Annotated in this window: 19 protein-coding genes, 1 tRNA gene and 1 pseudogene; 12 read left to right on the plus strand and 9 right to left on the minus strand. The window is 57.1% G+C overall.

The annotated features are described in order from the left end of the window. The first annotated feature begins 25 nt into the window (after positions 1-25). From BM069_RS03080 to BM069_RS03125, 10 genes are all read left to right on the plus strand, one after another. Positions 26-442 carry an HIT family protein gene (locus tag BM069_RS03080; RefSeq protein ID WP_093320089.1) on the plus strand — a complete coding sequence of 139 codons (417 nt, stop codon included), beginning with the start codon at positions 26-28 and terminating at the stop codon, positions 440-442. Positions 443-509: 67 nt separating this feature from the next. Then, positions 510-1,730 (plus strand): aminotransferase class V-fold PLP-dependent enzyme, encoded by a 1,221-nt coding sequence (locus tag BM069_RS03085; protein WP_093320091.1) that lies wholly within the window; start codon positions 510-512, stop codon positions 1,728-1,730. Positions 1,731-1,777: 47 nt separating this feature from the next. Further along, a complete protein-coding gene (locus BM069_RS03090; protein WP_093320094.1) occupies positions 1,778-3,199 on the plus strand; it encodes a cryptochrome/photolyase family protein in 1,422 nt (473 codons plus the stop codon). 66 nt (positions 3,200-3,265) lie between these two features. Then, positions 3,266-4,474: an SAM-dependent methyltransferase gene (locus BM069_RS03095; RefSeq protein WP_093320096.1), complete on the plus strand. Its 1,209-nt coding sequence runs from the start codon at positions 3,266-3,268 to the stop codon at positions 4,472-4,474. Further along, positions 4,474-4,908, plus strand: a complete 435-nt coding sequence (locus BM069_RS03100; RefSeq protein ID WP_093320099.1) for a TrgA family protein — start codon at positions 4,474-4,476, stop codon at positions 4,906-4,908. Before BM069_RS03095 ends, BM069_RS03100 begins: the two co-directional genes overlap by 1 nt. 3 nt (positions 4,909-4,911) lie before the next feature. Next, the gene (locus BM069_RS03105; protein ID WP_093320102.1) at positions 4,912-6,036 is read left to right on the plus strand and encodes a gamma-glutamylcyclotransferase; all 1,125 of its coding nucleotides are present in this window, start codon (positions 4,912-4,914) and stop codon (positions 6,034-6,036) included. A gap of 56 nt (positions 6,037-6,092) precedes the next feature. Then, a complete protein-coding gene (locus tag BM069_RS03110; protein WP_093320105.1) occupies positions 6,093-7,130 on the plus strand; it encodes a cysteine synthase A in 1,038 nt (345 codons plus the stop codon). A gap of 23 nt (positions 7,131-7,153) precedes the next feature. Next, positions 7,154-9,562 carry a DUF3772 domain-containing protein gene (locus tag BM069_RS03115; protein ID WP_212611504.1) on the plus strand — a complete coding sequence of 803 codons (2,409 nt, stop codon included), beginning with the start codon at positions 7,154-7,156 and terminating at the stop codon, positions 9,560-9,562. After that, positions 9,559-10,278: an alanyl-tRNA editing protein gene (locus tag BM069_RS03120; protein WP_093320110.1), complete on the plus strand. Its 720-nt coding sequence runs from the start codon at positions 9,559-9,561 to the stop codon at positions 10,276-10,278. Before BM069_RS03115 ends, BM069_RS03120 begins: the two co-directional genes overlap by 4 nt. 82 nt (positions 10,279-10,360) lie before the next feature. After that, positions 10,361-10,450: transfer RNA gene (locus BM069_RS03125), tRNA-Ser, on the plus strand. A 300-nt stretch (positions 10,451-10,750) separates the two neighbouring features. Here BM069_RS03125 and BM069_RS03130 read toward each other — a convergent pair. The 9 genes and pseudogenes from BM069_RS03130 to BM069_RS03175 all read right to left on the minus strand — a co-directional run bounded on the left by BM069_RS03130 (position 10,751) and on the right by BM069_RS03175 (position 19,032). After that, positions 10,751-11,209: a hypothetical protein gene (locus BM069_RS03130; RefSeq protein WP_244503512.1), complete on the minus strand. Its 459-nt coding sequence runs from the start codon at positions 11,207-11,209 to the stop codon at positions 10,751-10,753. Continuing rightward, complete coding sequence (locus BM069_RS03135) at positions 11,206-12,522, minus strand: recombinase family protein (RefSeq protein WP_093320113.1); 1,317 nt, start codon at positions 12,520-12,522, stop codon at positions 11,206-11,208. Before BM069_RS03135 ends, BM069_RS03130 begins: the two co-directional genes overlap by 4 nt. After that, positions 12,519-12,821: pseudogene (locus BM069_RS03140) on the minus strand (DUF2924 domain-containing protein); the annotation flags it as partial. The pseudogene BM069_RS03140 and the gene BM069_RS03135, both read right to left, overlap by 4 nt. 372 nt (positions 12,822-13,193) lie before the next feature. Further along, entirely contained in the window at positions 13,194-14,417 is a 1,224-nt protein-coding gene (nqrF, locus tag BM069_RS03150; protein ID WP_093320120.1) for an NADH:ubiquinone reductase (Na(+)-transporting) subunit F, read from the minus strand. Positions 14,418-14,430: 13 nt separating this feature from the next. Next, the gene (nqrE, locus tag BM069_RS03155; RefSeq protein WP_093320122.1) at positions 14,431-15,039 is read right to left on the minus strand and encodes an NADH:ubiquinone reductase (Na(+)-transporting) subunit E; all 609 of its coding nucleotides are present in this window, start codon (positions 15,037-15,039) and stop codon (positions 14,431-14,433) included. Next, positions 15,039-15,692 (minus strand): NADH:ubiquinone reductase (Na(+)-transporting) subunit D, encoded by a 654-nt coding sequence (locus BM069_RS03160; RefSeq protein WP_093320125.1) that lies wholly within the window; start codon positions 15,690-15,692, stop codon positions 15,039-15,041. The genes nqrE and BM069_RS03160 overlap by 1 nt, the downstream gene beginning before the upstream one ends. Then, positions 15,692-16,501: a Na(+)-translocating NADH-quinone reductase subunit C gene (locus tag BM069_RS03165; protein WP_093320128.1), complete on the minus strand. Its 810-nt coding sequence runs from the start codon at positions 16,499-16,501 to the stop codon at positions 15,692-15,694. Before BM069_RS03165 ends, BM069_RS03160 begins: the two co-directional genes overlap by 1 nt. Then, on the minus strand, positions 16,494-17,693 hold the full coding sequence (locus BM069_RS03170; protein ID WP_093320131.1) for an NADH:ubiquinone reductase (Na(+)-transporting) subunit B: 1,200 nt from the start codon (positions 17,691-17,693) through the stop codon (positions 16,494-16,496). Before BM069_RS03170 ends, BM069_RS03165 begins: the two co-directional genes overlap by 8 nt. A 1-nt stretch (position 17,694) precedes the next feature. Next, positions 17,695-19,032, minus strand: coding sequence for a Na(+)-translocating NADH-quinone reductase subunit A (locus tag BM069_RS03175; RefSeq protein ID WP_093320133.1), 1,338 nt, complete (start codon positions 19,030-19,032; stop codon positions 17,695-17,697). Positions 19,033-19,266: 234 nt separating this feature from the next. Between BM069_RS03175 and BM069_RS03180 the strand changes: the two genes are divergently transcribed. After that, on the plus strand, positions 19,267-20,286 hold the full coding sequence (locus BM069_RS03180) for an FAD:protein FMN transferase (RefSeq protein ID WP_244503513.1): 1,020 nt from the start codon (positions 19,267-19,269) through the stop codon (positions 20,284-20,286). A 12-nt stretch (positions 20,287-20,298) separates the two neighbouring features. Next, positions 20,299-20,538, plus strand: coding sequence for a (Na+)-NQR maturation NqrM (gene nqrM / locus BM069_RS03185; protein ID WP_093320138.1), 240 nt, complete (start codon positions 20,299-20,301; stop codon positions 20,536-20,538). Positions 20,539-20,544 lie beyond the last annotated feature (6 nt).

Consider the following 20,544-nt stretch of genomic DNA (forward strand, 5'->3'; position numbering starts at 1 on the left):
GCATTTCTGACGGAGGCGGTGTGCCATGAGCTATGACAGCGACAACATTTTCGCAAAAATCCTGCGTGGGGAAATCCCGTCGGAGAAGCTCTATGAGGATGAAAGCACGTATGTTTTCATGGACATAATGCCTCGTGCGGATGGGCACTGTCTGGTGATCCCGAAAACGCCGTGTCGCAACATGCTGGATGCGAGCCCCGAGCAATTGACGGCCTGTTTGGTAACGGTTCAGAAGATGGGGCATGCGGTGATGCAGGCTTTTGGTGCTGAAGGTGTCACGGTGCAGCAGTTCAATGAAGCGGCAGGCGGGCAGGAGGTGTTTCACCTGCATTATCACGTCTTGCCACGCCACGACGGTGTGAAGCTGCGCCCGCCGGGCACCATGGCGGATTTTGCGGTGCTGAAAGACCAGGCCGACAAGATCCGCGCTGTTCTGGGCTAAAGCAGTACCAGTGTCTTGACCTTCTTGCATCGCGGGGATTTCCTGCGGGCAAGCAGAGGGGAAAGATATGCTGGACATCGATTTTGTAAGAGCGCAGTTTCCGGCGTTTGAAGAGCCGAGCCTTGAGGGGCAGGCCTTTTTTGAGAATGCCGGTGGCAGTTACACCTGTCGGCAGGTGATTGATCGCTTGGTGCGATTCTATCGCGAGCGCAAAGTCCAGCCCTATGCGCCTTATCGGGCCAGCGAATTGGGCGGTGCGGAAATGGATGAAGCCCGCGCGCGGTTGGCCGGGCTTTTGGGTGTCAGCGCAGACGAGGTGTCTTTTGGCCCTTCCACCACGCAGAACACCTATGTTCTTGCGCAGGCTTTCCGGCAGTGGATGGATCCGGGGGATGCCATCATCGTCACCAATCAGGATCACGAGGCCAACACCGGCCCGTGGCGGCGGTTGGCGGATGACGGCATCGAGGTCCGCGAGTGGCGGATTGATCCTGAAACCGGCACGCTTGATCCCGAACAGCTGAGCAAACTGTTGGATGACCGTGTGCGTCTGGTCTGTTTCCCGCATTGCTCAAACGTGGTCGGAGAGATCAATCCGGTGGCCGTGATCACCGCGATGGCCCATGCGGCGGGCGCCTTTGTCTGCGTGGATGGTGTGAGCTATGCACCGCACGGATTGCCGGATGTGGGCGCGATGGGCGCGGATATCTATCTGTTTTCAAGCTATAAAACCTATGGGCCGCATCAGGGTATTATGGTGATGCGCGAGGCGCTCGGACGTCTATTGCCCAATCAGGGGCACTATTTCAATGCGGACTCTCTGTACAAACGCTTTACACCTGCGGGACCGGATCACGCGCAAATCGCGGCCTGCGCGGGTATGGTGGACTATTTTGAGGCCTTGGCGGCGCATCACGGTGTTTTGGGTGAAACTCCGGCGGCCACTGGGGCGGCGGTGCATGACCTTATGCGTGCCCATGAGATTGAATTGTTGCAGCCGGTTCTGGACTATGCGGCGGCCAAGAACTCCGTCCGCTTGATCGGTCCGGCGGACGCGGCGATGCGCGCACCAACCGTGGCGTTGGAAGCCAATGTTCCTGGCGCTGCGTTGGCTGCGCAGCTGGCGGATCACGGGATCATGGCCGGCGGCGGCGATTTTTACGCGGTGCGTGCGCTTGAGGCCAGTGGCGTGAATATGGACAGGGGTGTTTTGCGTCTGAGTTTTGTGCATTACACGTCCAAATCCGAGGTTGAAAAACTTTTGGACTGTTTGGATCAGGTTTTGTGATCTGATTGCGGATACCTCTCGTAAGTCTATGAAAATACGAGAGGACCATGAGTATTTCACAGGCAACTATTTATTGGGTCAGGCGGGATTTTCGCCTGACTGACAATGCCGCGCTGACGGCAGCGGCGGCGCGCGGTGCGGTTGTGCCTGTGTTTGTCTGTGATGGCCTGGTCGAGAGTTTAGGAGCAGCACCGAAGTTTCGGCTCGAACTGGCGCTTAAGGCGTTTGCGGCGGATCTTGAAGCTGTTGGCAGCCGTCTGATTTTAAGGCGCGGTAAAGCGTTGGATGTTTTGCGGGACGTCGCGCAAGACTCTGGTGCGACATCTGTGTTTTGGAACCGCCTATATGATCCGGCCTCGGTAGAACGCGACACCGAGATCAAGGCGGGCCTGTTGTCGGACGGTTTGGTGGCGGAAAGTTTTGCCGGAGCGTTGCTCTTTGAGCCGTGGACTGTGCAAACGAAAACCGGAGGGCCGTACCGTGTGTATTCGCCTTTCTGGAGGGCCGTTCGCGGAAATGAGGTTTCATCCCCCAAACCGCGGTGTCGCGTGTTGCATGCGCCAACGCGGTGGCCTTCGACAGACGCCCTTGAGCGTTGGGGCTTGTCGGTTGAAATGGGTCGGGGAGCCAAGGTGGTCGGGCAACACGTTCGGGCCGGTGAGGTTGCGGCACAGGCTCGGTTGTCGACGTTTTGTGACTCCCTTGTGGTAGATTACAAGGCCGCGCGCGATCACTTGGATGTTGAGGCGACGTCGGAGTTGTCTGACGCGCTTAGTCTTGGAGAAATCAGCCCAGCACAGGTTTGGCACGCGGGACAAAAATGCCTGCATGACGGTGCAAACGGAGCGGAGCATTTCCTGAAGGAACTGGTCTGGCGCGAATTCGCTTGGCATCTGATGTGGCATTATCCTGAAATTGACACAAAGAACTGGCGGCAGGAGTGGGACGGGTTTGAGTGGATTGAGGATGCCAATCACCCTCACTATGTGGCGTGGTGTCGGGGTCAGACAGGGCAGCCGCTTGTGGATGCGGCGATGCGCGAGTTGTATGTCACAGGCAAAATGCACAACCGCGCGCGGATGATCACCGCGAGCTATCTGACCAAACATTTAGGCATTCACTGGCGCCTTGGCTTGCGCTGGTTTGAGAGCTGTCTGGTAGACTGGGATCCAGCCTCCAATGCGATGGGCTGGCAATGGGTGGCTGGATCCGGCCCTGACGCGGCCCCGTTTTTCCGCATTTTCAACCCCGAGACCCAAGCCAAAAACTTTGATCCGAAGGGGCGGTATCGGGAGAAATGGCTGCCGGATCAGATGTTTGAGACCAGCGAAACCGCATTGCAGTTTTATGACGCAATTCCAGTGTCTTGGGACGCAAACCTCACAATGTCGGACGTCACTCCGATACAGGGGCTGGCAGATGGCCGAGCCCGTGCACTGGCCGCCTATGAGCGCCTCAAATCCCAATAATTCCTTGCCCAAGGCGGTTTTCACCGCCTAGCCTGAACAGTAACCACAACGACATGGGAGATGTGGATGGTCCTGACGACAACGCAGAAAGAGAAGAACCTGCCTCGGTATTTTCCGGCGGTCTATGAGATTGCCAAAAAGACGCAGCACGGACGGATAGATTTTGTTTTGTCGGACGGCCGAAGATTTCGCGCCGAAGGAAGCCAACCTGGCCCTGTGTGTGAAATGCACGTCCACAACGCTGATACCTTTGCGCGTTTGATGCGAGAGGGCGAACTCGGATTTTGCGAAGCCTATCTGGACGGGTGGTGGAGCACGCCGGATTTGCAAGCGTTTTGCGATTTCCTACGGGCCGACAATGACGATGTTTATGATGGCTTTCCGGGCATGGCATTTGTGCGCATCTATGAACGTATGCGCCATTGGATGAACCGCAATTCCAAATCTCAGGCGAAGAAGAACATTTCTTATCACTATGACCTTGGAAATGAGTTTTACGGCCTTTGGCTCGATGACACGATGACCTATTCATCAGCAATTTTTGACACCGGACAGGAGAGCATGGAAGCGGCGCAGACGGCCAAATATGCGTCTATGGTGGATCAAATGGGGGTGACGCGCGGCGATCATGTTCTTGAGATTGGCTGCGGGTGGGGCGGTTTTGCGGAATATGCTGCCAAGGAGCGTGGCTTGCGGGTCACAGGCCTGACGATTTCCGAAGAGCAATTGAAGTACGCTCAGGAACGCATTGATAAGGCCGGGCTTTCTGATCTCGTGGACTTCAAGTTGCAAGATTATCGTGATGAAACGGCCACCTATGACGGAATTGCCAGTATTGAGATGTTTGAAGCGGTGGGCGAGAAGTATTGGCCTGTGTATTTCGAAACTGTGCGCGAGCGGTTGAAACCTGGCAAAAACGCCACCTTGCAGATCATCACGATCGCAAACAAGCGCTTTGAAAGTTACCGGAAAGAAGTTGATTTCATTCAGAAATATATTTTTCCCGGGGGCATGTTGCCAAGCCCAGAGGCGCTTCGGCGTGAGGTGGAGAAGGCGGGAATGACTGTGGAGAAATCAATCGAGTTTGGGGAAAGCTATAGCCAGACTTTGCGCCGGTGGTTTGATACGTTTAACGCGAAATGGGATCAGATTCAGCCGATGGGCTTTGACATCAGATTTCAAAGAATGTGGAATTTTTATCTGACCTCTTGTGCTGCGGCGTTTCACAGTGGAAGCTGCGACGTGACTCAAATCACCATCTCAAGACCCAACTGATGCCCACAGCCAACAATCTGGTCGCCGCCCTGTGTCTCGCTTTTATCGGCGCGATCGTGGCTGAGCTTGTAAAACCGCAACTGCCGGAAGGCTTTGATCCTGGCAGTATGACGCTGGTGGCTGGCGGCGTCGGGCTTGTGGTTGGTTGGGTGATTATGGGGCCAAAGGCACGCAAGGCCGGACCGATCAACAACGGCATTACAGGGGTTGTGACCTTGGTGATTGTCGGGCTTTTGGTGTTTGGCGGTTATGAGATGCTACAACGCTCGTTGAAGCGCTACTATTCGGAACCTGTTGAAGCGATTGAGCAAATCGTTGCAATTGCGTTGGAATACGGGCTTTACCTCGGACAGGCGAGCATTTTGGGCGTGCTTGCGGTTGGCGCGTTAATCGCAGGCTATTTCACGGACTACGCGTACCGTCGCTGGGGGTAATTCATGGCTGATCTTTTTGTTTACGGCACGTTGCGACACGTGCCTCTTTTGGCTGCGGTTCTGGGACGGGCGGCTGAGGCAATAGACATGATGCCTGCGGTTTTGGACGGGCATGTGGTCAACGGTGTACAGGGCGAGGATTTTCCGTTCTTGTCTGTCGGTGAAGGGCAGGCAGTGGGGCTATTGCTGCGGGATCTGTCCGACGCCGATGTGGCGCGTCTGGATTTTTACGAAGGTGGTTTTGACTATTTCCTGAAACCGGTTGAGTTGCAGGTGGATGGTGGTTCAATCCTGGCTCAGGTCTATTTCAGCGAAAGCTCGGAGTGGGTGCCGGAGGGCACATGGTCGGTGGAAGACTGGGCCAAGGCTCACGGAGCATTTACCGTTCATAAGGCACTGGAAGAAATGGGATATTTTGGATCTCGCAACCGCAAGGAGGTGGACCGGATGCTGCCATCCATCAAGGCGCGAGCTGGGTCCAAAGTGTTGGCTGAGGCATTGCCAATGCGGCACAATCCAAGTGGTATGGACCGCAACGACATCGAGGTTCACAGCCTTAAGCGGCCGTATGCCGAGTTTTTTGCAATCGAGGAATATGAGGTCAGTTTCCGACGCTATGACGGCAGCATGAGCGCGCCTGTTGAACGAGCTGTGTTCATGGGCACGGATGCCGCTTTGGTTCTGCCATATGATCCGGTGCGTGATCGGGTGATGCTGGTGGAACAGTTTCGTCTTGGCCCTACGGCACGCGGCGATCAAAAGGTTTGGCAGCTGGAGCCTATTGCCGGGCGTGTGGATGCCAATGAGGGGCCGGAAAAGACTGCACACCGCGAAGCATTTGAAGAGGCTGGGATCACGTTTTCACGTTTGGAGGAGGCCGGAAAGGCATATGCTTCTCCGGGGGGCTGCACCGAGTATTTTCATATCTATATCGGCCTTGCGGACTTGCCTGATACGGTTGTGGGCGTGTCGGGGCTGGCGGAAGAAGCGGAGGACATTCGGTCCTATCTGTATTCGTTTGATGCGTTGATGGAGCTGGTCGACGACCGTCAGTTGGACAACGCGCCGCTGATCATGATGGCCCTGTGGTTGTCACGACATCGGGAGCGGTTGCGCGCGGGTGCTTGAGTTTGCCGAAAGGCCCGCCTACACAGAGGAGCGAACACCAAAAAAGGACGGCATAAATGCACATTGCTCGTGATCTGGCCCAAGCGATTGGCAACACCCCTCTGATCCGGCTGAACAAGGTCAGCGATGCAACGGGATGTGATATTTATGGCAAGGCCGAGTTCATGAACCCGGGCCAGTCGGTCAAGGATCGGGCGGCGCTTTACATCATCAAAGACGCGATTGCGCGTGGTGATCTGAAGCCAGGTGGCACGATCGTTGAAGGGACCGCTGGCAACACCGGTATTGGGCTGGCGCTTGTTGGGGCGTCGATGGGATTTAAGACGGTGATCGTCATCCCCGAAACCCAGTCCCAGGAAAAGAAAGACATGCTGCGGCTGGCGGGTGCGGAACTGGTGCAGGTGCCTGCGGCGCCGTATCGGAACCCGAACAACTATGTGCGCTACTCCGGTCGTCTTGCCGCAGAGCTTGCGAAAACCGAACCGAACGGGGCGATCTGGGCGAACCAGTTCGACAATGTTGCAAACCGGCAAGCCCATGTCGAAACCACCGGTCCCGAGATTTGGGAACAGACCGGCGGCAAGGTTGACGGATTCACATGCGCCGTTGGATCGGGCGGCACATTGGCAGGCGTCGCCGAAGCCTTGCAGCCCAAAGGCGTCAAGGTAGCCTTGGCTGATCCGATGGGCGCGGCGCTTTATAATTTCTATGAAAACGGCGAATTGAAATCCGAGGGTGGATCGATCACCGAAGGCATCGGGCAGGGGCGCATTACAGCAAACCTCGAAGGCTTTGCGCCGGATATGAGTTTCCAGATCCCCGATGACGAGGCGCTGCCTTATGTTTTTGATTTGCTGGCAGAAGAAGGCCTGTGTCTTGGCGGCTCGTCTGGCGTTAATGTCGCAGGTGCAGTGCGCATGGCCAAGGCAATGGGCCCGGGGCACACCATTGTGACGATCCTGTGTGATTATGGCACGCGGTATCAGTCGAAATTGTTCAACCCGGCGTTCCTCAAGGAAAAAGGCTTGCCGACACCGGAGTGGCTTGGCGATACTAGCCCAAGCAGCATTCCGGGGGTCTTTGAGGACGTCTGACACGCGAGGGGCTTATGAAGGCCATGTTGCGTTTTGCTGCCTGTATTGCGGCGTTTCTGGCGGTTTCCGTCGCTGCGTTTGCGCAGGCGAGTCCGCCTGACTATGAGGAATGGGGCCGCGTGGTGTTGCGGGCAGAAGAGGCGATTGACAACAATCGCGCCTCCGAAGCGGCAATGGACGAATTGCGCAATCAGCTTGAAGGCTGGCGCTCGCTGTTTATCGATGAAAAATCAAAACGACGGGTGTCAGTGGCCACGGTTGAGGCCCAATTGGACAGTCTTGGGCCGGTGCCGGAAACCGGCGAACCGGAAGATGTGGCAACTGAACGTGATTTGCTTGATAAACAGCTGGCCTTTGCCCGCGCGCCGGCGCGGCGAGCAGAGTTGGCGGAAGCTCAAGCGACGGAGTTGGTCCGCGCCATTGATACGCTGATGCGGGACCGGCAGGCGCTTTTGCTGATTGAACCCGGTCCGGTGCCGATTAATCCGGCGATCTGGGCTGAGGCGTGGCGGGATGTGGAGCGGTCTTTGCTGCATGTTGCGCTGGAGTTTTCGACCGGCTGGGTCCACGAAAAGAACAGCGATGACTTTGGGAAGTACCTGCCAGTGATCCTGTTTTATCTGGGCATTGGTTTGATACTGATTGCCCGTGGCGGCCGTTGGGTCCGCATGGGGCTACAACGTTTGCTGGAAAACCGTGAAGAGGTGTCCGCAGCGCGTTGGGTCATGCTTTTCATTTTATCTTTCGGGCAGGTCGTGTTGCCGATGTTGGGAGTATTGGCTTTGACCCGGTCGGTTTATGCGACCGATCTGGCCGGTCTTCGAGGGGACATTATTCTTTCAAACCTGCCATTGCTGACCTTTCAGATACTGGTGGCACGCTGGTTGGGTGAACGCATTTTCTCCCGTTTTGAAGAGCCGCTTTTGTTGGTGAAACTTACGCCAGCGGAAAAAGTCCAGGGGAGGCACGCGGCCTCAGCACTTGGGGTGAGCATTGCGGCAAACACACTGTTCTCCGAGCTTGCGAGATATGACAACTGGCAGCCCGAAGCACAGGCCGTGGTGTTTTTTACCATCACGCTTTTTGCGGCGGTCTGTATGGCGGCACTGTCGCAGTTGATTTCAAAGCATGGTCACAAAATGACTGTGCCAGAGGAAAACCAACGTACAGCAACGGGCATGGTTGTGGTGTTTCTTGCGCGGTTCATGCTGGCAACTGCGATCGTGAGTGTAGTTGTTGGAGCCTTTGGTTTGACAAGGGCAGGGGCGTTTCTAGCGTTCGCGACCACAAAAACCGTTCTATTGGTTGGTTTTCTGTTGGTTCTGCAACGGTTGGTGCAAAAGATCTTTGCCGCGCTTGAAGGGCGTAATGACGACGAGGCATCGCTGCCGGCCGTGTTGACGGGCGTCTTTATGATCGTTCTGTCGTTGCCGGTACTGGCCTTGTTTTGGGGCGCACGGGTTGCTGACTTGCATGAGCTATGGGGACGTCTGGCTGCCGGATTGAGCGTCGGAGGCATGACGCTTTCGCCTCGTACGATCATTCTCTTCTTCCTAGTGTATTCCGTCGGGCACATGTTGACCCGCCTGAGCCAGAGCATGTTGCGCGACAATATCCTGCCGAAAACCAAGCTCGACCCAGGAGGGCAAAATGCCATTGTCGTGGGCGCCGGGTATGTCGGTATTTTTCTGGCGGCGCTGATTGCCTTGAATGTGGCGGGCATTGACCTAAGCAATGTGGCCCTGTTTGCAGGTGCGCTTTCTGTTGGGATCGGCTTTGGTTTGCAGACCATTGTGTCCAACTTTGTCAGCGGCATCATCCTATTGATCGAACGCCCAATCAGCGAGGGCGACTGGATCGAAGTGGGCGGTGAGATGGGCTATGTGCGCGACATTTCAGTTCGCGCAACACGGATCGAGACCTTTGACCGCACAGATGTTGTGGTTCCGAACTCCGACTTCATCTCGGGCACGGTTACAAACTATACCCGCGGCAACACGGTGGGTCGGATAGTTGTGCCGGTTGGGGTGGCCTATGGCACCGACACACGGCGCGTTGAGGCAATTCTTCGAGAGATTGCCGAGGCACATCCGATGGTGCTGGCAAATCCGGCCCCTGGCATTGTGTTTCAGGGGTTCGGCGCGGACAGTCTGGATTTCGAAATCCGTGCCATTTTGCGCGATGTCAACTGGTCCTTGTCTGTGCGCTCTGAGATCAACCATGAAATCGCGCGGCGGTTTGTAGAGGAAAACATCGAAATTCCGTTTGCGCAGCGGGACATCTGGCTGCGAAATCCCGAGGCCTTGCGGGGGGAGCCACCGCTCAAAGAGCCACCTGTTGAAATGGTGCAGGCCCAGCCCGCGCAATCGCCGCTCGAGCCTGATCTGCAAGACATGCCCGGAGAGGGCGACGGGGATGGAGACGGCCGATGACAGAGATGTTGTTTCGTGAGGATGCGTACCTGAAAGAAAGCGACGGCGCGGTTGTTGCGCACACGCCGGAAGGGGGAATCGTGCTTGATCAGTCGGTGTTCTATCCCACCGGTGGCGGGCAGCCCGGCGACAGCGGCGTTTTGGTGTGGGGCGACAATGCGATTGAGATTGCCACAGCGCTAAAGTCGCCCGAGGGGGAGGTCGTTCTGGTTCCCGCGGAGCCCGCGGCATTGCCGCCCGTTGGCACATTGGTGGTACAGCGTCTGGATTGGGGCCGCCGGTACGGACACATGCGTGTGCATACGGCGTTGCACCTGCTGTCTGTGGTGATCCCGCTGCCGGTGACAGGTGGTTCCATATCCGCCGAAAAAGGACGGTTGGATTTTGACATGCCGGATGCACCCGAGGACAAAGAGGCGCTGAGCACGGCGCTCAATGAATTGATTGGCCGTGATTTAGAGGTTGGTGAGCAGTGGATCACCGATGAAGAACTGGCCGCGAATCCCGGGTTGGTCAAAACCATGTCGGTGCAGCCGCCCAAGGGGGCAGGGCTGGTTCGGCTGGTGCGCATCGGTGAAGGTGAGGGGCAGGTGGACCTGCAACCTTGTGGTGGCACCCATGTCGCGAGAACCGGAGAAATTGGTCGCGTGAGGCTTGGTAAGATAGAGAAAAAAGGCAAACAGAACCGGCGGGTGTACTTGCATTTGGTTGGCTGATCTCGGCGTGCAAAAAATCGCCGGGATAATGTGATTTTGCCTCTTGCAGACAGATCGCATTTGGCTGTAAACACCGCGCAACGGACAGGTGGCCGAGTGGTCGAAGGCGCACGCCTGGAAAGTGTGTAGGCGGGAGACCGTCTCCAGGGTTCGAATCCCTGTCTGTCCGCCATCTAGCCTTTTTGAACCCTTCTCCAAACGGACTTTGGCCTAAAAAGGCCCGTTATGTTTGGAAGTTATTGAGCCAGCACGGTTCGGGGTAAAACGCTGTCAGGCCCATCTTACCCCACAATCTGCTCTCTCGCCGCCTCACTCTCCGGACCTGTTGACCACGCATTTTTTTATACGGTTTCAATAACTTGCTGGAACTGAGTCAACAAAATGTCCCGCTTTGAGGGGGCAGACTCGAGTCACGCGAACAGTCCCGGCGACTCGGATCTAAATCTTTGATCCTGCAGCGCTCATTTTGCTTTTATGGAAATTTATAAAACCGATCCAAATCATCGACTTGGATCGGTTTTTTGGCGTAGGTGTGCCAAGTGTTATCTGCCTTCAAAACCAGCGCCAATCGCTGCTCGGCCCTAACGGGCGTCATCGGATCAAGCATTTCCGTCAGGCCCACAGATGGTGGATTTCCGTCCAGTATGGCCTCGATGATATCGGGTGCCAGCAAGGTGAGCCGCATGACCCGCGTCAGATATGATGGTGAGACCTTCTCGTGCTCTGCAAGTTCCGCGATCGTGCCCATGTCTCCGTCCTCGAGGATTTGGCGCCATCGATAGGCGCGCGCCACCGCCTTAATCAGCGTGTAGTCTGGACTGCGATTGTGCGTACCGGGCGGAAGCTGCACCTCTTTCCTCCCGCGGCGCTTGGCTACGCGGAATGGAATAGTGACAGTCACGGTTTCGGGGATAGTGGGTTTCTTGCTCATGCGGCGGCATCCTTATCCGCTGGGCTTTGCAGCAGCTCCTGGGCCAACTCCGCGAGCCCATCGATACGCATCCGGACGCTGATGGCGTTAGTGCCAATGTCGACCCACTCAACGGCCAAGGCGATGATACGTGTCTGCTCGGCTGGGAAGAGTTCATCCCACAGCGGATCGAATTGGTGCAGAGCCATGCGCGCATCGTCGAGAGTTATGCCGCGACAATGGCTTTTCGCGGCGTCCCAAGCGCCTGCGATGATTTCTGGTTGGCGAAACATCGCACGGACCTGCTTGATCACGGCGGTCTCGATCTCACCGGCCGTGACGCGGCCAATCTGGCAGGATTCAGCGTCGTGCTTTAGGATCGACTGGCTGACATAGTAGCGATAAAGCTTGCCCCGCTTTCTCGTGTGGGTTGGTGAGAATGCCGCCCCATCGGGGCCGTAGATCAATCCCTTGAGCAGTGCTGGCGTCTCGGCGCGCGTATTGGCTGCCCGCTTATGTGGGCTCTCCTGAAGGATGGTATGGACCTTGTCCCAGATAACGCGGTCAAGGATTGCCTCATGTTCCCCGGGATAGCTTTCGCCCTTGTGGACCGCCTCACCGATGTAGGCGCGGTTGTTCAGCAACCGGTAGAGGTACTTCTTGTCGATCCGATTTCCATTCGGCGTTAAGAGCCCAATCTGATCGATTTGGCGCGTCAGTTCCGTCGCGGAGCCGATTTCGACAAAGCGCGCAAAGATCCAACGGATATGCTCAGCCTTCTCCTCATCGATTATGAGCTTTCGATTTTCGACGCGGTAGCCGTAGGGTGGCACGCCGCCCATCAAGATGCCCTTCTTGCGGCTGGCAGCAATTTTGTCGCGGATGCGCTCGGCGGTTACTTCACGCTCAAACTGGGCGAAGCTTAGCGGGATGTTCAGTGTCAACCGCCCCATGGACGTCGTCGTGTTGAACTGCTGGGTGACGGACACAAAGGTGACGTCCGTGCGGTCGAAGACCTCAACCAACTTGGCGAAGTCAGCCAGCGAGCGGCTGAGACGGTCAATCTTGTAAACAACAACTACGTCGACAAGACCCTCCTCGATGTCCTGCATCAGAGCCTTGAGACCCGGCCGTTCCAACGTGCCGCCGGACACGCCACCGTCGTCGTATTGTCCGCGGAGTACCACCCAGCCTTCCGATCGCTGACTGGCGATATAGGCCTCGCAGGCTTTACGCTGGGCGTGGAGGCTGTTGAATTCCTGCTCAAGCCCTTCGTCGCTGGATTTACGGGTGTAGATTGCGCAGCGCAGTTTGCGCAGGATCGGTTGTGTCATGTCCGCCCACGATAGTTCTTCAAGCCACAGAAGACCCAGCCATTCCAGCGAGTGCCGGTGATGGCGCGGGCGATGGCGGACTGCGACTTGTACGGGCGCCCCTGCCATTCATACCCATCGACCGTCACCGTGACGACATGCTCGACCCCCTGCCATTCGCGGAGCAGCCTTGTGCCCACGATCGGCTTGATATCAGCGCGGATGCGGCTTTTCAGGCGATCGCCGCCATCGAGATCCTCGCCCAGCTTCGCCAGTCGTTTGAGGGTCTCGGGTTTCAGGCCACCTGATCCCGCACGCTGACCTCACTCCGCGTCTCTCGGTCGTTGTGCAGGCGTTGGGGCACGTTTCCTACCAAGCCTATGCGTTGGCCGACAACCTCGTTAATGGAGAACACAGCCTGTTTAACCACCAGCTGGCGGCCTATCGGGAGGCGCAGGCGCGTCTGGCGCGGTATCCGTTGGCGGACGATCTCCTCCGCAAGCAATTCCATAAATGTCTGGCATTCCCGATCCGCCTCGACAGCCGATCCGCGGTTCGTTGTAGGAAAGAACCGGTTCTTGTGCGGCCTAGTGGGAATGAGCGTTGGTTCGCTTGGCCGTCCTTAAACGTCTGTAGATCCAAAGAAAAAGCCCCGCCAAATTGGCGAGGCTTCCTTTTGTTTTGCAGGAAGATCAGCCGCCGAAATCATCGAGCATGATGTCTTCGCGATCCACACCCAATTCCAGCAGCATGTTGATCACGGACTGGTTCATGATGGGTGGGCCACACATGTAGTATTCGCAATCTTCGGGTGCCGGGTGGTTCTTGAGGTATTCTTCAAAAAGCACGTTGTGGATGAAGCCGGTGTAGCCGCCCCAATCGTCCTCAGGCAGAGCGTCAGAGAGCGCAACGTGCCAGTCGAAGTTGTCAAAGTCTTTGGCCAGACCGTCGAAATCCTCGACAAAGAACATCTCGCGTTTGGAGCGGGCACCATACCAGAAAGAGATCTTGCGGTCGCGGTTTTCCAGACGCTTGAGTTGGTCGAAGATGTGGGAGCGCATGGGCGCCATGCCGGCACCACCACCGATGAAGACCATCTCTTTTTGCGTGTCACGGGCGAAGAATTCGCCAAACGGGCCGGAGATGGTGACTTTGTCACCGGGTTTCAGGTTGAAGATGTAGGAGGACATCTGACCCGGCGGGATGCCTTGGGTGCCCGGAGGCGGGGAGGCCACGCGCACGTTGAGCATGATCAGGCCTTTTTCGTCCGGATAGTTGGCCATCGAATAGGCGCGTTCAACCGGCTCGGTCACGGTGGACTCATACTGCCAGAGGTTAAACTTGTCCCAGTCTTCCTTGTATTCTTCCTCGATCGCGAAGTCCTTGTAGCTCAGCTTGTGGGCCGGGGCTTCGATCTGGATGTACCCACCAGCGCGGAAGTTCACGTCTTCGCCTTCGGGCAGTTCAAGAACGAGGTTCTTAATGAAGGTGGCGACGTTTTCGTTTGAGCGCACAGTGCACTCCCACTTTTTCACGCCAAAGACCTCTTCGGGAACTTCGATGTTCATGTCCTGTTTGACGGCCACCTGACAGGACAGGCGGTCGCCGCACGCGGCTTCGCGCTTTGTGATGTGGGCTTCTTCCGTGGGCAGGATCGACCCGCCGCCGGAATGCACACGCACTTTACACTGCGCACAGGTGCCACCGCCGCCACAGGCGGATGGCACGAAGAGTTTCTGTTCCGCCAGCGTTTGCAGCAGTTTGCCACCGGCAGGAACCGACACGGTTTTTTCGCCGTTGATGGTGATGTTGACGTTGCCCGTCGACACCAGCCGCGAACGGGCCAACAGGATGATTGTCACCAGTGCGATAACGATCAGGGTGAAGAGGACGACGCCTAGGGTAAAGGTTTCCATGTCTGTCGATCCTTCAGAGTTTCACGCCGGAGAAGGACATGAAGGCCAAAGCCATCAGTCCCGCGGTGATGAAGGTGATGCCAAGGCCCTGAAGGCCATCGGGGATGTCGGAGTACTTCAGCTTTTCGCGCACACCGGCCATGGCGGTGATCGCCAGCGCCCAGCCAAAGCCGGAGCTGAGGCCATAGGTGGTGGCTTCGGCGAAGTTATAGTCGCGCTCTACCATGAACAGTGTGCCGCCAAGGATGGCGCAGTTCACGGTGATCAGCGGCAGGAACACACCCAGCGCGTTGTAAAGCGGAGGAAAGAACTTATCGAGCACCATTTCGAGGATCTGAACCATCGCCGCAATCACGCCGATGTAGCAAATCAAACCGAGGAAGGTGAGATCGACGTCCGGAAAGCCCGCCCAAGCCAGTGCGCCGGGCGCGAGCAGTTTGGACAGCAAGAGGTTGTTGGTGGGGACTGTAATGGCCTGTACGAACATTACGGAGACGCCAAGACCAATCGCGGTCGAAATCTTCTTACTTACGGCGATGAAGGTACACATGCCGAGGAAGAAGGAGAGCGCGAGGTTCTCAACAAATACGGCCTTTACGGCCAGAGAGAGAAGACCTTCCATTAGTGGTCCTCCACAACTTGGATTTTGTATTCACGGTTTTCTACCTGCTCCGGCTTCCATGCACGGACAGCCCAGATCAGAAGACCGATGATGAAGAAGGCCGATGGCGGCAGAAGCAGCATGCCGTTGGGCACATACCAGCCGCCGTTGTTCACGGTGGGCAGGATGGTGATGCCGAAAAGGCTGCCTGCGCCAAACAGTTCACGAATGAAACCCACGACCAGCAGAAGCGCACCGTAGCCGAGGCCGTTGCCGACACCGTCGATGAAGCTGTCAATCGGTGGGTTCTTCATGGCGAAGGCTTCCGCGCGGCCCATCACGATACAGTTGGTGATGATCAGGCCGACGAAGACCGAAAGGGTCTTGGAAATCTCGTAGGCGTAAGCCTTGAGCACCTGATCCACGATGATCACCAAGGAGGCGATGATCACCATCTGCACGATGATCCGGATCGAGCCCGGGATCTGGTTGCGCAGTACCGAGATGAACATCGAACTGAAGCCCGTCACTGCCGTCACTGCGAGTGCCATCACAAAGGCCACTTGCAGCGAGGAGGTCACGGCCAGCGCCGAACAGATGCCAAGCACCTGCAGGGTGATCGGGTTGTTGTCGACCAACGGGTCGACCAGAAGGTCTCTTTTGGTCTGGGCCATCAGATGTCTCCCGATTTTAGGTTTTCAAGGAAGGGGGCAAAGCCGGCTTCGCCCATCCAGAAGCGGACTAGGTTGTCCACACCCACAGAGGTCAGCGTTGCGCCAGCAAGCGCGTCGACGTGGAAGTCGGCACCGGCGGGCGGAGCGGTTTTAGCGACGGTGATTTGCAGATCACCTGCGTCATCCGCCAGTTTTTTGCCGCTCCAGAGCGATTTCCAGCGCGGGTTATCCACCTCGGCGCCAAGGCCGGGTGTTTCGCCGTGTGCGTAGAACTGCAGACCGAAGATGTCGTTGCCGTTCTCTTCGAGCGCGATGAAGCCATAAAGCGTCGACCAGAGGCCATAGCCGTGGATCGGCAGAATCACCTTATCAAGGCTGCCGTCTTCGTTGCGCAGCAGATAAACAGTGGCGAACTTGGTCTTACGGCCAATGCCGGCTGGATCATTAGCCAGTGCCACAGAAAGCTCTGGATCAGAAGCGGCGGCGCGGTCGTCGAAGGTTGCGGCGTCGAACTGGTCGGTGAAGGTGCCGGTTTCCAGCTCCACCACGCGGGGTTCAAAGACCGAGAAGCCTTCGAGCACGTCCATGCCGTCCTCGTAAAGACCGGCAACTTGCAGAACGTTGGCCTGTTTGTCCTTAAGCTTGTTCTGCTCTTGCAGCGGACGCAGGGCGACCGAGGTGGCCGACACGATCATCGAGGCCACAAGACAGAGCGTCACGGCGATGAAAATCGTTTTGCCGACGCTGTCGGGCGGCGCAGCCAGAAAGCGGCCGATGGGGCCTTTGGGTTGGGGGGAGGTATCAGACATTGCGACGCGCTCTCCGTTTGATGTTGGCCTGAACGACGAAGTAATCGATCAGTGGCGCAAAGACGTTGCCGAAAAGGATCGCGAGCATCATGCCTTCCGGGAAGGCGGGGTTCAGCACGCGGATCATGACAACCATGAAGCCGATAAGCGCGCCGTAGATGTAGCGACCAGCGTTGGTGTGGGAGGCGGAAACCGGTTCCGTGACCATGAACACAAGTCCAAAGGCAAAACCGCCGACCACAAAGTGCCAATACCAGGGCATGGCGAACATCGGGTTGGTGTCAGAGCCAATGAGGTTCAGGAGCAGCGAGAAGCCGATCATGCCGCCCATACAGCCGACAACCAGACGCCAGTTGGCGATCTTGGTGATCAGCAGGAAGGCAAGACCAATCAGACAGGCCAGCGCGGACACTTCGCCGATAGAACCCTGAACGGTGCCGACAAAGCTGTTCATCCAGTTCATGCCGTTTGCAGCAAGTTCTTGATAGCCTTGGGAGGCGCCAATCGAGAGGGCGGTTGCGCCGGAGAAGCCGTCAACCGGTGTCCAGATCGTATCGCCCGACATGTTTGCCGGATAGGCAAAATAGAGGAACGCACGGCCGGTCAGGGCGGGGTTGAGGAAGTTCTTGCCGGTGCCGCCGAAAACTTCTTTGCCGATCACAACGCCGAAGCTGATGCCGAGGGCAACCTGCCAGAGCGGTGCCGCAGGCGGCATGATCAGGGCAAACAGCATGGAGGTGACGAGGAAGCCTTCGTTCACTTCGTGGCCGCGTACTGTGGCAAACAGCACTTCCCAGATGCCGCCCACGACCAGAGTCGTGATGTAGATCGGCAGGAAGTAAAGCAGCCCGTGGGCGAAGTTCGCCAGCGGATTGGAGGCGTTGAAGCCGATGCCGAGGGTGGAGATGATCCACGCGCGCCAACCCGACGGGTCGATGGTTTCATAGGCCGAATTGACCTGAAGCCCGACGTTATAAAGCCCCATGATGATACAGGGGATCGTCGCCAGCACCACATAGGTCATGATGCGCTTCATATCGACATAGGACCGCGCGTGAGGCGCGGCGGTGGTCACGGTCTTGGGGGTAAAACACAGGCTTTCCACCATCTCGTAGATGGGGAAGAGCTTTTCGTACTTACCGCCTTTGACGAAATTTGGCTCGATGCGGTCAAAGAAATTGCGCAACCCCATATCAGCCCTCCCGTTCAATTTTGGTGAGGCTGTCGCGGAGTGCGATGCCGTATTCATATTTGGCCGGGCAGGCGAAGCCCACGAGACCGAGGTCTTCTTCGTCGAGTTCCAGCGCGCCAAGCGCCTGAGCATCGTCGGTGTCCATCACCAGAAGTGCCCGCAAAAGCTGGGTCGGCAGGAAGTCCTGCGGCATCAGCTCCTCAAAGGTGCCCAGCGGCACCATGGCGCGACGGCCACCGTTGAGGTTGGAGGTCAGCGGGTAGAGCTTTTTGGCAAAAGCGCTGCCCAGCACCGGAAGGTAGGAGTATTTCGACGCCATTGGGCGGATCCAGCCCATCGGGATCTGCTTGTGGTCTTCTTCGATCACGGTCAGCTGACGGGCATAGCGGCCCAGATAGCTTTCGACCGGATCGCCGGCCTTGCCGCTTAGGATAGAGCCAGAGATCAGGCGCACAGGCGCATCGCCTGCGATTTCGCCGTTGGTCAGCTCGACCATCGAGGCACCGGCCAGTGTACGGATCAGGCGCGCGTTGGATGCCAGCGGGCCACAGAGAGCGATCACGCGTTCCGCAGATACGTTGCCGGTTGCGAGCAGGCGGCCAATGGCAATCACATCCTGATAGGAGATGGTCCAGACCGTCTTGGTCGCCGAGGGCGGCTCAAGGAAATGCATGTGGGTACCCGAAAGGCCTGCGGGGTGCTTGCCTTCAAAGGTGGCGACCTCAACACCGTCCGCGGTCGGCACGGTCGCACCTTTGGCGTGGCAGAGGTAGGTTTTGCCGTCTGTCAGCTTGGTGATCGCGGTCAGGCCGGTGGCGAATGCGTCACCTGCGTCTGCGATGATCAGGGCAGGGTCGCCAGCGAGCGGCTCTGTGTCCATCGCGTTGACGTAGATCGCGGCAGGTGTTTCGTCGGCGGCCGGCACCTTGGAGTAGGGGCGCGTGCGGAACGCTCCCCATTGACCTGCGGCGCACAGTTTCTCGATTAGCCCTTCACGAGTGGCTGCGTCGCCCACGGTGGAGAAATCCACCGGATCGGCTGCGGATGCATCCACTTCGATCTCAATCGAGAGCAATTTACGCCGAGCGCCGCGGTTGATCGCTTTGACGCGACCCGACACGGGCGAGACGATCAATGCCTCGGGCGAATCCTTGTGGGCCATCGCTGGCGTACCGGCGGCGACGATGTCACCTTCGGTCACAGAGATTCGGGGTTTCAATCCAATATAGTCATTGCCGAGGATCGCCACGGTTTTGACTGCTGGACCTTCATGTATTCCTTCGCCGGGAGCCCCGGTGACTGGAAGAGTCAGGCCTTTTCGTAGCACGAAATGCTGCACGCCAATGTCATCCTGTCGTTAGCTTTGGTGGGTATATGAATTTGATTGCGCCTGCGTATACGCTGGAATTTCATCTTCAACCACCCTTTATCGCACCAATTTACACGTTTTTGCTATTGTTTCTCGTAGGCGCTGGAAATAGTGTGCGCGCGAATTCAGAACGCGCATCAATTTTGTCCGGACGCAGGGTCGCGGCCTTTTGTTGATGCCTCAACTCACAGTGACGTGCCTGACATGACATCTATCTCCCGACGCAGCTTTCTCTTTATGACACTTGCTTTGACGGCGTGTAAACGTGGCGCAGCCGACCTTCTTTTGAGCGGTCAGACCATGGGCACAACATACACCGTGGTGGCCGTAGATCCGGCCAAGTCAGTTACCAAAGAACAATTGCAGGCGGCGATCAACGCTTCGCTGGCGCAAACCGACATTCAGATGTCGAATTGGAATACGGCGTCCGAGATTTCCAAAATCAACGCATCGCGCAGCACGGCACCGATGGCGGTTTCCGTGGAAATGGCAGAGCTGCTTGACGCTGCAAATGCTGTACATCATGCCACCGAAGGCCAGTTTGACCTGACCGTTGGTCCGCTTATTGATGCTTGGGGCTTTGGCGCGCAAGGCAAGCCGGGCGTTGTGCCGTCTGAGGCCGAAATTGCTGCTGCAATGACCAAAGTCGGGCAGGGCGACGCCCTTCGTCTGTCCCAAGCCGGTTTGGAAAAGCTGAATCCCGAAGCCGAAATGTATCTGTCTGCAATCGGCAAGGGCTATGGCGTCGACAAGGTTGGCGAAGCTCTGGAGCAGTTTGGCATCGAGAACTACATGGTCGAGATCGGTGGCGACATTCTGACCAAAGGCAAAAATGCTGAAGGTATGGCGTGGCAGGTGGCGATTGAAACGCCTGACGCCTTGAGCCGTGACATTCAAAAAGTTGTTGGCGTATCCAACGTCGGCATGGCGACTTCGGGTGATTACCGCAACTACTTCGAAGAAGATGGTGTGCGCTATTCTCACATCATCGACGCGACCACCGGCAAGCCGGTCACACACACCACCGCGTCCGTAACTGTATTGGCAGACAACGCGATGCTGGCAGACGCTTGGGCGACCGGCCTCTTGGCGATGGGTCGTGAACGCGGAATGGCCGTGGCCGAAGCCCACGACCTCGCGGTATTGTTCATTGAACGTGACGCGGCATCGGCTGAAAAAGCCTTTGTCACCGCCGCGTCCAGCAAATTCGCGGCCATGTCCTAAGGGAGAGCTCGCTTGGAAACCTTCATTCTGGCCTTTTTCTTTCTATTGATCGTGACGCTTGGCATGGCCATAGGCGTCATCGTCAACGGGCGCACAATCAAAGGCAGTTGTGGCGGATTGAACGCGATTTCGGATGCGGACAAATGCGTGGTCTGCTCCAAGGACATTGATCCCGACAGCCCGCTTCGCGAGCGTCTTCAATGCCCACGCGCGCGCAAGATGCTGGAGCAGATGGAAGCCGAAAACGCCTGATAAATC

It is taken from the genome of Shimia haliotis (assembly GCF_900114415.1).
In the GTDB taxonomy this organism is placed as follows: domain Bacteria; phylum Pseudomonadota; class Alphaproteobacteria; order Rhodobacterales; family Rhodobacteraceae; genus Shimia; species Shimia haliotis.

Excerpts from the sequence above, each read along its gene's own strand:
- BM069_RS03080 (WP_093320089.1), top strand. The coding sequence starts at position 26 with ATGAGCTATGACAGCGACAACATTTTCGCAAAAATCCTGCGTGGGGAA.
- BM069_RS03085 (WP_093320091.1), top strand. The coding sequence starts at position 510 with ATGCTGGACATCGATTTTGTAAGAGCGCAGTTTCCGGCGTTTGAAGAG.
- BM069_RS03090 (WP_093320094.1), top strand. The coding sequence starts at position 1,778 with ATGAGTATTTCACAGGCAACTATTTATTGGGTCAGGCGGGATTTTCGC.
- BM069_RS03095 (WP_093320096.1), top strand. The coding sequence starts at position 3,266 with ATGGTCCTGACGACAACGCAGAAAGAGAAGAACCTGCCTCGGTATTTT.
- BM069_RS03100 (WP_093320099.1), top strand. The coding sequence starts at position 4,474 with ATGCCCACAGCCAACAATCTGGTCGCCGCCCTGTGTCTCGCTTTTATC.
- BM069_RS03105 (WP_093320102.1), top strand. The coding sequence starts at position 4,912 with ATGGCTGATCTTTTTGTTTACGGCACGTTGCGACACGTGCCTCTTTTG.
- BM069_RS03110 (WP_093320105.1), top strand. The coding sequence starts at position 6,093 with ATGCACATTGCTCGTGATCTGGCCCAAGCGATTGGCAACACCCCTCTG.
- BM069_RS03115 (WP_212611504.1), top strand. The coding sequence starts at position 7,154 with ATGTTGCGTTTTGCTGCCTGTATTGCGGCGTTTCTGGCGGTTTCCGTC.
- BM069_RS03120 (WP_093320110.1), top strand. The coding sequence starts at position 9,559 with ATGACAGAGATGTTGTTTCGTGAGGATGCGTACCTGAAAGAAAGCGAC.
- BM069_RS03130 (WP_244503512.1), bottom strand. The coding sequence starts at position 11,209 with ATGAGCAAGAAACCCACTATCCCCGAAACCGTGACTGTCACTATTCCA.
- BM069_RS03135 (WP_093320113.1), bottom strand. The coding sequence starts at position 12,522 with ATGACACAACCGATCCTGCGCAAACTGCGCTGCGCAATCTACACCCGT.
- nqrF (WP_093320120.1), bottom strand. The coding sequence starts at position 14,417 with ATGGAAACCTTTACCCTAGGCGTCGTCCTCTTCACCCTGATCGTTATC.
- nqrE (WP_093320122.1), bottom strand. The coding sequence starts at position 15,039 with ATGGAAGGTCTTCTCTCTCTGGCCGTAAAGGCCGTATTTGTTGAGAAC.
- BM069_RS03160 (WP_093320125.1), bottom strand. The coding sequence starts at position 15,692 with ATGGCCCAGACCAAAAGAGACCTTCTGGTCGACCCGTTGGTCGACAAC.
- BM069_RS03165 (WP_093320128.1), bottom strand. The coding sequence starts at position 16,501 with ATGTCTGATACCTCCCCCCAACCCAAAGGCCCCATCGGCCGCTTTCTG.
- BM069_RS03170 (WP_093320131.1), bottom strand. The coding sequence starts at position 17,693 with ATGGGGTTGCGCAATTTCTTTGACCGCATCGAGCCAAATTTCGTCAAA.
- BM069_RS03180 (WP_244503513.1), top strand. The coding sequence starts at position 19,267 with ATGACATCTATCTCCCGACGCAGCTTTCTCTTTATGACACTTGCTTTG.